Source organism: Bacillus sp. TH17 (assembly GCF_016651125.1).
In the GTDB taxonomy this organism is placed as follows: Bacteria; Bacillota; Bacilli; order Bacillales; family Bacillaceae_G; genus Bacillus_A; species Bacillus_A mycoides.
Window position 1 is genome coordinate 2,456,870 of record NZ_JAEKEN010000001.1, and the last position, 13,817, is coordinate 2,470,686.

11 protein-coding genes and 1 pseudogene are annotated in these 13,817 nt (G+C 36.0%); 7 read left to right on the plus strand and 5 right to left on the minus strand.

Translation table 11 applies throughout. The features are described 5' to 3' along the window. Positions 1 to 420 precede the first annotated feature (420 nt). The gene (entB, locus tag JFT95_RS12500) at positions 421 to 1,995 is read right to left on the minus strand and encodes a cell wall-binding protein EntB (RefSeq protein WP_242487610.1); all 1,575 of its coding nucleotides are present in this window, start codon (positions 1,993 to 1,995) and stop codon (positions 421 to 423) included. A gap of 216 nt (positions 1,996 to 2,211) precedes the next feature. After that, positions 2,212 to 2,703, minus strand: coding sequence for a nitroreductase (locus JFT95_RS12505; RefSeq protein WP_201052382.1), 492 nt, complete (start codon positions 2,701 to 2,703; stop codon positions 2,212 to 2,214). Positions 2,704 to 2,964: 261 nt separating this feature from the next. Between JFT95_RS12505 and JFT95_RS12510 the strand changes: the two genes are divergently transcribed. The 4 genes from JFT95_RS12510 (at position 2,965) to JFT95_RS12525 (ending at position 6,488) form a co-directional block, all read left to right on the plus strand. Continuing rightward, a complete protein-coding gene (locus JFT95_RS12510) occupies positions 2,965 to 3,345 on the plus strand; it encodes a VOC family protein (RefSeq protein WP_201052383.1) in 381 nt (126 codons plus the stop codon). Between the two features lie 52 nt (positions 3,346 to 3,397). Further along, on the plus strand, positions 3,398 to 3,883 hold the full coding sequence (locus tag JFT95_RS12515; RefSeq protein WP_201052384.1) for a GNAT family N-acetyltransferase: 486 nt from the start codon (positions 3,398 to 3,400) through the stop codon (positions 3,881 to 3,883). Positions 3,884 to 4,095: 212 nt separating this feature from the next. Then, a complete protein-coding gene (locus JFT95_RS12520) occupies positions 4,096 to 5,433 on the plus strand; it encodes an FAD-binding oxidoreductase (RefSeq protein WP_201052385.1) in 1,338 nt (445 codons plus the stop codon). A 218-nt stretch (positions 5,434 to 5,651) separates the two neighbouring features. After that, positions 5,652 to 6,488: a COG4705 family protein gene (locus JFT95_RS12525; protein ID WP_201052386.1), complete on the plus strand. Its 837-nt coding sequence runs from the start codon at positions 5,652 to 5,654 to the stop codon at positions 6,486 to 6,488. 95 nt (positions 6,489 to 6,583) lie between these two features. On the opposite strand, the gene JFT95_RS12530 is transcribed toward JFT95_RS12525, so the two are convergent. Both JFT95_RS12530 and JFT95_RS12535 read right to left on the minus strand, forming a co-directional pair. Next, positions 6,584 to 7,348: a VOC family protein gene (locus JFT95_RS12530; protein ID WP_201052387.1), complete on the minus strand. Its 765-nt coding sequence runs from the start codon at positions 7,346 to 7,348 to the stop codon at positions 6,584 to 6,586. Between the two features lie 223 nt (positions 7,349 to 7,571). Next, positions 7,572 to 8,618 (minus strand): DUF2332 domain-containing protein, encoded by a 1,047-nt coding sequence (locus JFT95_RS12535; protein ID WP_201052388.1) that lies wholly within the window; start codon positions 8,616 to 8,618, stop codon positions 7,572 to 7,574. Positions 8,619 to 9,038: 420 nt separating this feature from the next. Between JFT95_RS12535 and JFT95_RS12540 the strand changes: the two genes are divergently transcribed. Beyond that, the gene (locus JFT95_RS12540) at positions 9,039 to 10,541 is read left to right on the plus strand and encodes a malate:quinone oxidoreductase (protein ID WP_201052390.1); all 1,503 of its coding nucleotides are present in this window, start codon (positions 9,039 to 9,041) and stop codon (positions 10,539 to 10,541) included. Positions 10,542 to 10,604: 63 nt separating this feature from the next. On the opposite strand, the pseudogene JFT95_RS12545 reads toward JFT95_RS12540, so the two are convergent. Then, a pseudogene (locus JFT95_RS12545) lies at positions 10,605 to 11,057 on the minus strand (substrate-binding domain-containing protein); the annotation flags it as partial. A gap of 241 nt (positions 11,058 to 11,298) precedes the next feature. Here JFT95_RS12545 and JFT95_RS12550 point away from each other — a divergent pair. Together JFT95_RS12550 and lsrK are read left to right on the plus strand one after the other, a co-directional pair. Continuing rightward, positions 11,299 to 12,231, plus strand: a complete 933-nt coding sequence (locus tag JFT95_RS12550) for a sugar-binding transcriptional regulator (protein WP_201052393.1) — start codon at positions 11,299 to 11,301, stop codon at positions 12,229 to 12,231. Continuing rightward, positions 12,231 to 13,793 carry an autoinducer-2 kinase gene (gene lsrK / locus JFT95_RS12555; protein ID WP_201052395.1) on the plus strand — a complete coding sequence of 521 codons (1,563 nt, stop codon included), beginning with the start codon at positions 12,231 to 12,233 and terminating at the stop codon, positions 13,791 to 13,793. Before JFT95_RS12550 ends, lsrK begins: the two co-directional genes overlap by 1 nt. The last annotated feature ends 24 nt before the right edge of the window (positions 13,794 to 13,817 follow it).

Genomic DNA, 13,817 nt, shown 5'->3' on the forward strand with positions numbered 1-13,817 from the left:
TGTTGCTAATCATCATTTTTCTCATTCTTATCAACGTTATCTTTTTGGTATGAATACGATAATAAAATAATAACAATTTACAAGAAGACTGAGTTCTGTATCCATTCTGACACTATAGGGATTTGGAACGTTATAAACCCTAGTATAAGACTAAATAAAACAATTACTATTTTATGAATATTTTTCTCCTATTTATCTAATTGTATTTTAATAGTGATAGAAGAACAATATGGTTGTCAGAAATACAAATAAGGATTATATAATTCAATAGGGTTACTTTTACTGCTCACGGTACTCAGTAGCAAAATTAAGGTTTTACCCTTTTACATATCCTTCAAATTTTTCCAATGAATCGCATTAAGGTAAAAAACAAAAGCCAGTCTCAATAAAGAGAACTGACTTCTATTTGGATAACCATTATTATAAAACTTTTACTTTAACAGTTTGTCTTCCCCAGTTCATAGCTTTACTTTTTGAACCCATTAAAACATCAATACGATTTCCTTTAATAGCACTACCAGTATCACCAGCAATAGCTTCTCCATAACCTTCTACCCATACTTTAGATCCTAATGGGATTACCTTCGGATCTACTGCGATAATTCTCATATTAGGATTTGCCGTTAAATCATGACCCATCGCAGTTAAAACGCGTCCACCATATGTACCATTTTCACTTGGATCAGCAGTATATGCTGTCGCTACTACCGTTAATTCACGTTTAGCAGACTGTGTGTTATTTTTAGATACTTCTTGTGTCTTTGTTGCTTCTTTTGCTTTCGCTTCTTCTTTCGCTTTTTCTATTTCTCGTGCTTGCGCTTCTTTCTTAGCCTTTGCTATTTCCTCCGCTTTTGCTTTTTCTATTTCTCGTGCTTGCGCTTCTTCCTTAGCTTTTGCTATTTCTTGCGCTCTTGCTTCTTCCTTAGCTTTTGCTATTTCTTGTGCTTTTGCTTCTTCCTTAGCCTTTGCTATTTCTTGTGCTTTTGCTTCTTCCTTAGCTTTTGCTATTTCTTGTGCTTTTGCTTCTTCCTTAGCCTTTGCTATTTCTTGTGCTTTTGCTTCTTCCTTAGCTTTTGCTATTTCTTGTGCTTTTGCTTCTTCCTTAGCCTTTGCTATTTCTTGCGCTTTCGCTTCTTCTTTTTCTATTTCTTTTACTTTTGCTTCTTCTTTAGGCTTTACTATTTCTTCTGCTTTCGTTTCTTCCTTAACTTTTACTCTCTCTGTTACTTTTGCTTCTTCTTTAGGCTTTACTATTTCTTCTGCTTTCGTTTCTTCCTTAACTTTTACTCTCTCTGTTACTTTCGCTTCTTCTTTAGGCTTTGCTATTTCTTCTACTTTCGTTTCTTCCTTAACTTTTACTCTCTCTGTTACTTTCGCTTCTTCTTTAGGCTTTACTATTTCTTCTGCTTTCGTTTCTTTCTGCTCTTTTGTTGTTTCTTTCGCTTTTGCTATTTCTTGTACTTTTGCTTCTTTCTGCGTTTTTACTTCTTCCTTTGCTTTAACTGCTTTTTGTACTTTCGCTACTCGCTTCGTTTTCTCTTCAGCTTTCTTTTCAATTGGTGCTGTACTTGATAGGAAAGAAACATTTGCATAAGCTGTTTTTCCTTTATACTCAAATTGCAGCCATCCATCTTTTACTTGATGTGTTGATTCAATTACATCATCTTGTTTCAGTCTGCCAAGAATTTCTGATTCTGTGTTTGCTTCAGTACGTACATTTAATAGGTTTGCTGTTACATGATAAATATCTTTTGTATACTCCGAACTTACAAACAATTCTTTACCATTTAAATCAATTTTTGACCATCCTTCTTCAGTATGTATGACCTTTAACTTTTGTCCTTCTTTTACTTTTTCGACAACTTTTGATTCCGTAGTTGGCTTTTCACGTACGTTGAGTACATCCGCTGTTACGATAGTTTCTGCGATAGCAGATGTGGTAAAAGCCCCCAATCCAAGAACTGTTGCTGTTGCTGCGCCAATTATTTTTTTCATAATAGCCTCCATTACATTTTTTTGAATTCTATGAAATCCTTCCATTAAATTAGGGAATTCCACAGAGTATCAAAACATTTGTAACAGTATATTAATACCACTTAATATACTGTTTTTAAAACTTCCTACTCCAATATTATCAAATTTTCATTTCTAATTCTATACATTATAAATCTATTTATCTTCTATAAACTCTTCATGACCTTCTACTTCACACTAGATCGTTGTCGCAATTCCTGCCAAGAATAAACTTACAATTGCTAAAAATGGCATTCCAGCTATTGCACCTCTTAAGTGAAACTTATAGTCTTTATATCCTTTCATTCCCTCAGTACTAGGAATAACAACAAATCTTGGAGTAATCCAGCAAAATATAAGCCAATCGATTATTAATAAATCTACTAAATTGAAAATCATTACAATCCCAAAAGTATGTAAATAGGCTTCAATATACAATAATTCCCCATGGTGATGTAGTATATATGTAGAAACTAAAGGCGTTCCGAAGAGAATAATATTGTAAATAATTCCGAAATAAAATGTTTGTTTTTTCTCATTTATCGATTTTGGCAAAACTACTTTTTGAATATCTTTCGGATAATCATTTAACCAAAGGCGAGGATTATAATATGCAGACCCTAATATCATAATAGACAGTATAAAAGACATGGAAATACCGACAATCACCATTTGTTCAAATTGCCCCACAAATGTCCCTCCTTATTTGAAATTTTGACGTACGTAATTCACTTAATTAGACATTGTATGCATGTTATGACTTAAAAATCATCTAATACCATTAATAAAATTTTTTCATTACAATCCGCTTTTTCCTAACGTCCATTCTTATTTCTTGCAATATGCATGCAAATTTAATAAAGTGAACATCTAATTAGTGTTGTTGAATTTCGCTAATTATTACAGAGTACATATTTTCAAATTTACATAAAGATAGGATTGGTGAAACGAATGAAAATCGAACATATAGCACTTTGGGTAAATGATTTAGAATTAATGCGTACTTTCTATACAAAGTACTTTAATGGTAAAGCAAACTCTTTATATCATAATGAAGCGAAACACTTTGAATCTTATTTTATTACGTTCGAATCTGGAGCGCGCCTTGAAATTATGCGTAAGAAAGGCATAGAAAACGAGCCTAACCTAAATATCACTGGCTATGCACACATGGCTTTCTCTGTTGGTAGTGAAGAACGTGTAAATGAACTAACAAAAACGTTAAAAGAAGCTGGTTCTCCTTTATTAAATGGACCACGTTTCACTGGAGATGGCTATTACGAAAGTGTAATTAGTGATCCGGAAGGCAATCAAATAGAGATCACTATTTAACTATCGTTTATCTTTTCTGAAGAACTAATAAAAATTCGTTTGGAGGAACCCTATGCATAAACTGCATTTCAAAAAATTTGAAGCAACAGATTTTAGTCCATATTTCCAGCTCGTATCAAATGAAAGAGTGATGGCACAAATTACAGAGCGTGCTATTCCGCTAGAAGAGGCACAAAACGACTATGAAAAATTGTTAAGGCGCAATGAAAAGCATAAACTGTTTGGGTCTTATAAAGTTTATGACAGTGCAACAAATGAATTTATCGGCCTTGGACATGTTACGGTAAATGAGGATAATGTAAAAGAAGCTGAAATTGGGTATATGATTTTGCCAGAGCACTGGGGAAAAAGATATGGTAGTTATATTGCAAGAGAATTAATTGAAATAGCGAAGCAGACAGATGTAAGCGTACTAAAGGCAATTATCGATCCAAACAATATCCCCTCTCGAAAAATTTTACTAAACGTTGGTTTTACATCTGAAAAAGTTTGCGAGATTGATGGATTACCTGGGGAAATTTTAAGTATATATATTTAACTTTATTAAGGCAATGCTGCATTTGAGATACATGTAGTGTTGCCTTTTATTTATTATCTCGATTCCCCGAAAATCCCATTCTAGGAATAATCCCCCTCACTCACTCATTCATCTACTTATAACGTATAGTCAGTTCTATTTTTCTATTTGATTTTACACCTGACGACTAACATTTTAGATATTTTATTATGTGACAAGGAGAGAAGACTTAAATGAGTAATCAAAATATTGAACTTACAGGACGTATCGTAACTCCCGGAAATCCAGAATATAATTCCGCTAGAGAGGAATTCAACACATTTTTCAACAAATTCCCATTAATCATTGTCTTTGCTCAAAATACACAGGATGTAGTAAATGCAGTTCGCTGGTCGAGACAGCATAACGTACCTATGCGCATGCGCTCTGGTCGTCATAATTACGAAGGGTTATCCGTTAACAATGCTGGAATTGTAATTGATGTAAGTGAAATGAAGCAATTAGAAATAGATCATAATGGTGGGACTGTTACAATCGGAACTGGATGGAGAAACCTTTCTTTAACTGAAACGCTCGCAGCTGAAGGGTTAGTTGTGCCAAGCGGCGTTTGTCCTACTCCTGGTATTGCAGGTGTGACATTAGGCGGCGGACATAGTATACTCTCCCGTCCATGGGGATTAACTCTTGATCATTTAATTGAGCTAGAGATGGTTGACGCGAACGGTTGTATTATACGAGCCAACGCTAATCATAATTCGGATCTCTACTGGGCATATCGAGGTGCAGGTGGTGGTAACTTTGGAATATGTACTTCCTTCAAGTTTCGAACACATAAAATTAATACAGTGGGATTTGCGGAAATAAGCTGGGACTTAAAAGATTTAAAATCTGTACTAAATTCTTGGCAAGAATACACTCTTCCTTGCGCTGATAAGCGATTTACAAGCACCCTCTTCATGTCTTCAGGGGTGGAACCATCGTTATTGATGCAAGGAGTATTCCTAGGTTCAGTTCAGGAATTGCAAGCACTTCTGCAGCCATTATTACAAGCTGGTTCACCGTTAACAGTAACTATAGAAGAAATACCTTGGGTAGAAGCTGCAACACGAATTGCTGCAACACAGCCTATAGCGCCTTTACCATTTAAAAGTGTAGGTCCATATTTGTATGCACTATTGCCAGAAGAAGCACTCACGATCGTCGATCACTTTATAAACAATTCCCCCCAGCATGCAACAACCTCTCTATTTTTCCATGGCTTAGGCGGAGCCGTAGCAGACGTATCGAACGATTCTACAGCATATTTTTACCGAAAAGCACTTTCGAACATGTCAATATTCGCCACTTGGGATCAAGAAGAAGGTGCTGCCGCAAGCATTCGATGGACCGAAGATTTCCGATTAGCAATGTTACCATACACAAAAGGCGTTTACGTTAATACACCCGACCTCTCCATTAAAGATTGGCCGGATGCTTACTACAGCTGTAACTTTGATAGGTTAATGGAAGTAAAGGCTAAATATGACCCAAAAAACATTTTCAACTTCCCGCAAAGTATTCCACCCTTTTAATAGTCGATACTGAAATTTATAGTTTATATTTCTAGCAAAAAAGGAACGATTCTTTCCATAAAAATTATGGGAAGAATCGTTCCTTTTTCTATGCTGGATGTATTTCATTTCTTTTTTCATCTGTTTTTAATGTTCTTTTCATCCTAATTTCATCTGAATCTCATTCTTATTAGTTACACTCAGTTTATACATAAATAACTAGTAAGGAGGAATCATATATGAAAAATTATGAGACGGACCAAAATAAGAATAGAGATACTATCCCTCTTCCTGATGAAGTCACTTCTGTTTCATCACGAGGTTGGCAGATGCTGAGCAAAGTTCCAGAAGTCACGATTTTCTTCTGGATTATCAAAATCATGGCAACTACAGTGGGCGAAACAGGCGCGGACTTCTTAAATACAAACTTGAACTTCGGCTTGACTAAAACGACCTTTGTTATGAGTGCTCTCTTGCTCATCACACTGTTCTTCCAGTTCAGGTTGAAGAAGTATATTCCATCGGTTTACTGGCTCACTGTTTTGCTAATTAGTGTTGTTGGCACGCTGGTCACCGACAATCTTACGGACAACTTCGGGATCGCTTTAGAGACTACAACTATCGTTTTCACTCTTTTGCTACTGGCAACTTTTGCTGCTTGGTATGTGAGTGAAAAAACACTGTCCATTCACTCTATTTACACAACAAAACGTGAAGTATTCTATTGGTTGGCTATCCTATTCACCTTCACATTAGGTACTGCAGCTGGTGATCTCGTAGCAGAAAGTCTCAACTTAGGTTACTGGATTTCAGCGCTCATATTTGCCTCATTAATTGGGGCTGTATCCATCGCTTACTACCGCTTCAAATTAAATGCAGTGTTGGTCTTTTGGATCGCTTATATTTTAACTCGTCCTTTCGGCGCCTCTTTTGGAGATTATTTATCACAGCCTCACAATTCCGGTGGTCTTGGTCTCGGTACCGTGGGAACTAGCGTAATTTTCCTCGCAATAATCTTGAGCTTAGTTATTTATTTGACCAAGACGAAAAAAGACGTGAACCCGAGCGTACATTAATATATATTTTATCTGAACCTTAAAATAGGTGACATGATTTCCTAATCGTTAGTACAAATTTCAAACAAAAGAAAATAAAAGATGAGATACTACTTTTAAACTACCAGTAGTATCTCATCTTTTATTTCTAATAAGCGTTGGGTTTCATTTTCTACATTTCTTTTTTCATTTAATGTTAATTGGATTGATTCTAACTCTCGAATGATTTTTGTAGCTTTTTCTTGTCTATTTAGTGTAACTAAAACATCTATTTGGACCACTTTTGCTTTAAAATATAGTTCATTAGAAACTGAATCGCTTCGTTTATTAAAAACTGATTCTAATAAGTTGCTTGCTGCTAGGAAATCTTCTTTTGAATAGGCATATTTATAAGCTAATTTATAAATTTTTTCAAACTTAGATGAAGTTTTTGTTTGTTTCTTTTCTTCGCTTATTAAAAGTGTTGAATCGCCTAACGGCTCTCCTATAATAAGTGTATTTCCACTTGGATCCGTAATATTACATCTCCGATCTTCTGCTGTAGCATTTAATCTAGAAATACGAGGTATTCCCTTCGTAGGAATTTTGCCATAATATTTTTTAAGATTCGTTTTCAATATGTTATATACATCATCAATGTTTGAAACGACAATGTAGCATCCACCATGTTTTTGTTCTATATCAAAATTCTTATCTCCGAAAAAACTAAGTTCTGTAAATTCATTTTTTACAGATGCAAAACGATACGGTGCTTTTTGATAGTACGTAATTTCAAATCCTAGTGCTGTGTAAAACTCTAGCTGCTCGTCGATTTCATAAAGGCAATCAAAGATCGGTATCGTTCGATTTCTTTTCAACTCGTTTAGCTCTTGATTATTCATACATAATCTCCTTTATTGAGTGGATTAGATTTCAAAGTATACCTACTTTCTAAAGTGATTTCCTATTATTTTTCATGACAATATTGTGAACAAGCTCTTTTGTATTTATTAAAATTTATATACAAATATACTCTTATATATTATTCATCCCTCTTTTTTCAAGATACATTTATAGCAATCTAATCAGTGGAGGTTTTGTTCATGTCCGCTATATAAATTACATTTAACAGAACGACTCATTCCCAAGCTTCCAACTAAACCACCCTCCATGCCCTTCCGTTTCCCCAACCGTTTCACAATATTCGTTTCCGTTAATATAATAATCAATATGAAGGTCCCGGTCCCACATGTTGTTATATAGGTGGAATACATCACGTTTTGCACCAATTTCTTTAATTTGTTTTTCTAGCGTATGTTTTACATTTTCAGGTATTTGATTTGCGACGTGTGTATGGAAAATGCAGATTACAGCATCTTCCCTTATTTGATTCGCAATGGCTGGAAGAAGTGCTACACCGTCCCCTTCAATTAATTGTACTGATTTTTCTTTTACAAGCGTTGCTGCTTGATCGAATAGTTCAAGTCTTTCTTTATGTTCTGGCCAAATAAGCGCGCGTAACCATAAATAATCTTCTTCATCATTTAAATTATTCACATGTAAATCTAGTCCGATTCTTTCCATAACAGGTGGACTTTGTTTTAAAAAGGAGGGCTTCTTCTCCCCTTTTATTTCTGATTGTAAATGAACATTTGATTGTCTATTTCCATACATTTCTTCCGTTCCATATGAATAACGATATTGATCCCAAAATAGTTGTAATCCCGCACTTGTACCAATTTCTATTAACGCCAATGGTTTGTTCACTTTATTAAATATGTAACAGAAACTTGGATATAAATAGGCACATCGTCTTACTTCATTCGTTTGAACAAGTTTCGTTTGTAATAAAGAGATAATTTCTTCTGGGTATACATGGCAAAAATCTTTAAATTGGTAAAAGGCATTTTCAAAATTTATATCAGCATTTTCAACTAAACTTTGATAATAGTTTTTTAAACTGTGCTCTTTTCCTTTTAACAATAAATAATGGACTGCACCTAATAATAAGTTTGGGACTGGTTGACCAGGTTGTGCGTAGGAAGCTAACGTAAGAACTTCCTCATCTTCAGAAATTTTTATTGATAAATATTCGTATAAGTCACTAGATCCTTTACATTCATTCACAGAAAAGTTTCGAAATAAGTTTGCGACTTGTTCTTTTGTAAGCATTGGTATCCCTCCTTAATTATTTTCAGAATAATCTTATCATTTATTTGTTATTTACTCTATTTTTTCAAATTAGATGTCACGAAAATAGAATTTTACTAGTTTCCAAAGATAAAACATAAAAATAGAAGTTTTTTTGACATAACATCAAAATGGAATTCTTCTCCAAATTCCGCTTTACTACTATGCTTTTTACCCTTATGACAGAAGAATTCTATGAAATAAAACGTTAAATAGTTTAAAATTATCAGATAACACTAGATATTTTAGTCTATTAATTATTATAATAGACTATGAGATGGTTATATAATTGAGACAAAAAAGGTAAATACCTAGGTGGGGCCTAGGCGGTGTTTTCTTTTTACGGCTTAGATATAAAAACACCTACTCTTTTTTGCCAATATAGGGGATGGAGAGATTATCATGAGCAACATGCAGCAAAAAACAGACGTTATCTTAATTGGCGCAGGAATTATGAGCGCAACGTTAGGATCATTACTTAAAGAATTGGCACCTGAATGGGAAATTAAAGTATTTGAAAAACTCGCTAATGCCGGAGAAGAAAGTTCTAACGAATGGAATAATGCTGGTACAGGACATTCTGCGCTATGTGAGCTTAACTATACATCCGAAAATTCTGACGGGTCTATAGATATTGGTAAAGCTGTAAAAGTAAATGAGCAATTTCAACTTTCAAGACAATTTTGGGCTTATCTTGTAAAAAGAAACTTAATTCGTAATCCACAAGATTTTATTATGCCACTACCTCATATGAGTTTGGTGCAAGGGGAAAAAAATGTAGAGTTTCTAAAAAAACGTTTTGAAGCGCTTTCAAAAAACGCTCTATTCCAAGGAATGGAATTTTCTGATGCACCTGACACATTAAAAAAATGGCTTCCACTCATTATGGAAGGTCGTAATTCTAATGAACCTATGGCTGCAACGAAGATTGACTCTGGAACAGATGTTAACTTCGGTGCGTTAACGCGCATGTTATTTGATTACTTAAAAACTAAAAATGTTGAGCTAAACTACAAACATAGTGTTGAAAATATTAAACGCACGAAGAATGGTTTGTGGGAAGTAAAAGTACATGATATGAATAGTGGCAAAATTGAACATCATACTGCGAAATTCGTCTTTATCGGCGGCGGTGGCGGTAGTCTACCTCTACTTCAAAAGACTGGTATTCCTGAGTCAAAACATATTGGAGGATTCCCAGTAAGTGGACTATTTATGGTATGTAAAAACCCAAAAGTTGTAGAGCAGCATCATGCAAAAGTATACGGAAAAGCTAAAGTTGGTGCTCCACCAATGTCTGTACCTCACCTTGATACGAGATATATAGACAATAAAAAAGCTTTACTGTTTGGACCATTTGCAGGCTTCTCACCTAAATTCTTAAAAACTGGCTCAAACCTTGATTTAATTGGTTCTGTAAAACCGAATAACGTCTTAACGATGTTAGCAGCCGGTGTAAAAGAAATGGGATTAACAAAATACTTAATCCAACAAGTTATGTTATCACACGAAAAGCGTATGGAAGAATTACGTGAGTTTATTCCGAACGCTAAAAGTGAAGACTGGGATACTGTCGTGGCTGGACAACGTGTGCAAGTAATTAAAGATACTGACGCAGGTGGTAAAGGAACACTTCAATTTGGTACAGAAGTTGTTAGTGCAAATGACGGATCAATCGCTGCGTTACTTGGTGCTTCTCCAGGTGCTTCTACTGCGGTTCACGTTATGCTTGAAGTATTAGAAAAATGCTTCCCAGAACGTATACTAGAATGGGAGCCAAAGATAAAAGAAATGGTCCCTTCTTACGGCGTGTCACTTACGGAAAATCCAAGACTGTTCCAAGAGCTTCACGCTTCAACAGGACGCACACTTGGGTTAAATGAAAAAGAAGCTGTTCACAATTAATGAATAGATTAAAAAAACGACATAATAAAAACGTCCGATATATTCGGACGTTTTTATTTTCTACTAGAAATTATACTTATCAATATTATCCTTCGTAAATACAACTCGTTCAGGTAATACGATAATACCATTTCCTTCTGCCTCATAGTCATACCCTTGAATAGAGTTCGGCTCTACTTTCACTTTTCCGATTCCTTTTACTTCAAAGCTATCTCCGACTTTTAACTTCTTCCCTTTTACAACAATTTCATTTGCAACATACGTTGCGAGGGCACCTTGTTGTTTTACATCCCATAATCCAAATTGTTGTACTGTTCCTCGTTTTACATAATCACGCATAACGTTCGGTGTCGAAAATCCCGTTACGACTACTTTCTTATCCATTTTCAAATTCTCAGCTGCTTGCGCCATTGCTGGTAGTGCTGTTGCATCTGGACATATTACTGCGTTAATATCTGGATACGTTTTTAAAATACTCTCCCCTACCGATAAAGATTTTTGAGCATTATTTTCACCAGACTATTTATCCCGCATTAACGGGCAATAAGACTCCCACCTCAAAATTCGGCTGGAGCAAAGAAGTTAGGTGGGAGATCAACTGCCCGTAAACGCCCGATTGGTGAGGGCTAATAATCAGTGGGGATTAATACCCCCCGCCCCACTGATTAAAGTTTCACTTTATCGCTTCAACTGGAATAAACAAAATAACGAGCACATATGTTTAAGCAGTGGTCAATTGTTGAAAGGGATGAAGAGCATGTCACAGCTGAACTTTGAAGACAATTTGTTAACAAAAGTAGCTTGGTACTATTATAAAGATCAATTAACCCAGCAAGAAATTGCTTCACTTCTTCACATTTCAAGAAATAAAGTCGTTCGGTTGTTAGATAAAGCACGGACGGAAGGTGTCGTCACATTTCACATAAAAGGTACTGGTTTACACTGTTTAAGTATCGAACGTGACCTTATAAAAAAATTCCATCTAAAAGATGCTTTCGTTATTCCAACGCCAACTGAGGATTATACATTTTCACTCGGAAAAGCTGCCGCACAATATTTAGAAACTCAATTGCAACAAGGTGATTTACTTGGGATTGGCTGGGGAGAGACGATAAGTAAAATGCTAGAAAACATTCATTTTGATAGCTCTATGAGTCTTTCAATCGTTACTCTTACAGGAGGCGTAAATCACTATATTCCAAGAAATCAAAGCTATTTAAACTACATGCAAGGCGATCTTCATATTATTCCTACCCCTTTTCTTACATCTACAAACGAAATGACACAAATTATTCTATCTGAACCGAGCGTGAAAGATATGCTTCACGTCGCTTCACTCGCTCATACAGCAGTAGTTGGCATTGGCAGCTTATCTCAAGACGCCACAATTGTGAAAGAAGAAAAATTAACACTACGTGAAATGACTTATATACGTAGTCAACACGGGGCTGGAGATATTTTAGGGCAATTTTATAATACTGACGGAAAACAATTAGAACTTCCCCATCATAACCGTCTTATCGGCACACCACTCTCTGTTCTTCAAAATATGAAACATGTCGTTGGTGTAGCTGGCGGTACGGAAAAGATAGCTGCAATTTACGGCGCCTTAAAAGGAAAGTTCATTCATACATTAATTACCGATGAAGAAACTGCCCTCTCCTTATTAAGAAAGGAAGGTGACTCTTAATGTCTACTCTATTAGCTTACGACGCTGGTACAGGGAGCATTCGAGCAGTTCTTTTTGATTTAAACGGTAATCAACTTGCTGTTAGTCAAAAAGAATGGATTCATAAATCAGATAGTCGTTACCCTGGTTCTATGAATTTTGATGTAACTGAAAACTGGCAGCTCGTTCAACAATGTACGAAAGAGGTTCTTCAAAAAAGTAATACGTCCTCCTCTTCTATTAAAGGTATTAGTGCAACGAGTATGCGTGAAGGCTTTGTTTTATACGATAAAAACGGGCAGGAAATATGGGCTTGTGCAAATGTTGATGGTCGCGCGTCAGCGGAAGTTAGTGAACTAAAACAAATTCGTTCCGAAATTGAAGAGGATTTATATAAAAAATCCGGTCAAACTTTTTCGTTAGGTGCTTTACCTCGCTTACTTTGGATAAAAAAGCATGAACCAGACGTGTACAGAAACATTCATTCTTTCACGATGTTAAACGATTGGATTTTATATAAATTGTGCGGCGTACTACAAATTGATCCTTCAAACGGATGTACGTCCGGTATATTCGATTTACAAAATAGAGCTTGGGATAACTGGGTTGCTGAGCAATGCGGTCTTACTCTAGCCTTTTCTCCAAAAGTAAATGAAGCTGGTACAGTTATCGGGAATATCACAAAACGAAGTGCTGAGTTAACAGGATTATATGAAGGAACACCGGTCGTTGCTGGCGGCGGAGATGCACAAATGGCATCGCTTGGAACTGGAGTTGTAAAACCTGAACAAACATTTATATGCGGGGGCAGTTTTTGGCAACAAGAAGTAAATATAACAAAACCAGAAACTGATCCAAATGCGGCACTTCGCGTAAATTGCCATGTCGTTCCTAACCTATGGCAATACGAAACAATCGCTTTCTTCCCTGGCCTTGTTATGAGGTGGTTTCGAGATGCCTTTTGCCATGAAGAAAAACGGCTCGCTGAAAAACTCGGTGTAGATGCTTATGAATTACTAGAAGAACAAGCGAAAGAAGTTCCTGTAGGCTCACATGGCATAATCCCCACTTTTTCAAATGTAATGAATTATATTTCTTGGCGACATGCTGCACCATCCTTTTTAAATTTGAGCTTAGATGCTGATAAATGCGGTAAAAAAGAAATGTTCCGGGCAATAGAAGAAAATGCCGCCTTCGTTACATTCGGCAACTTGAAATTAATAGAAGCTCTCACAGGTAAATTTCCTTCTGAAGTGATTTTTGCTGGCGGTGCTGCTAAAGGAAAACTTTGGCCGCAAATTCTTTCAGACGTTCTTGGAATCCCAGTGAAAGTACCAGTTGTAAAAGAAGCGGCAGCTTTAGGAACTGCAATTGCTGCTGGGGTTGGTGCTGGCATATATTCATCTATGGCAGAGACTGCCGAACAGTTTGTACAGTGGGAAAAAGCATTTGAGCCAGTCACTGAAAATCATGAACTATATAAGGAATTCTATGAAACATGGAAAACTGTGTATAACAGTCAGCTCGCTTTAGCCGATAAAGGGCTCACCTCACATATGTGGATTGCACCCGGTGCTCTGTAACACATTACATAAAGGAGTGAAATA

What these genes read in the sequence shown, in the direction of transcription:
- entB (WP_242487610.1), bottom strand. Translation starts at nt 1,995, where the DNA reads ATGAAAAAAATAATTGGCGCAGCAACAGCAACAGTTCTTGGATTGGGG.
- JFT95_RS12510 (WP_201052383.1), top strand. Translation starts at nt 2,965, where the DNA reads ATGAAAATCGAACATATAGCACTTTGGGTAAATGATTTAGAATTAATG.
- JFT95_RS12515 (WP_201052384.1), top strand. Translation starts at nt 3,398, where the DNA reads ATGCATAAACTGCATTTCAAAAAATTTGAAGCAACAGATTTTAGTCCA.
- JFT95_RS12520 (WP_201052385.1), top strand. Translation starts at nt 4,096, where the DNA reads ATGAGTAATCAAAATATTGAACTTACAGGACGTATCGTAACTCCCGGA.
- JFT95_RS12525 (WP_201052386.1), top strand. Translation starts at nt 5,652, where the DNA reads ATGAAAAATTATGAGACGGACCAAAATAAGAATAGAGATACTATCCCT.
- JFT95_RS12530 (WP_201052387.1), bottom strand. Translation starts at nt 7,348, where the DNA reads ATGAATAATCAAGAGCTAAACGAGTTGAAAAGAAATCGAACGATACCG.
- JFT95_RS12535 (WP_201052388.1), bottom strand. Translation starts at nt 8,618, where the DNA reads ATGCTTACAAAAGAACAAGTCGCAAACTTATTTCGAAACTTTTCTGTG.
- JFT95_RS12540 (WP_201052390.1), top strand. Translation starts at nt 9,039, where the DNA reads ATGAGCAACATGCAGCAAAAAACAGACGTTATCTTAATTGGCGCAGGA.
- JFT95_RS12550 (WP_201052393.1), top strand. Translation starts at nt 11,299, where the DNA reads ATGTCACAGCTGAACTTTGAAGACAATTTGTTAACAAAAGTAGCTTGG.
- lsrK (WP_201052395.1), top strand. Translation starts at nt 12,231, where the DNA reads ATGTCTACTCTATTAGCTTACGACGCTGGTACAGGGAGCATTCGAGCA.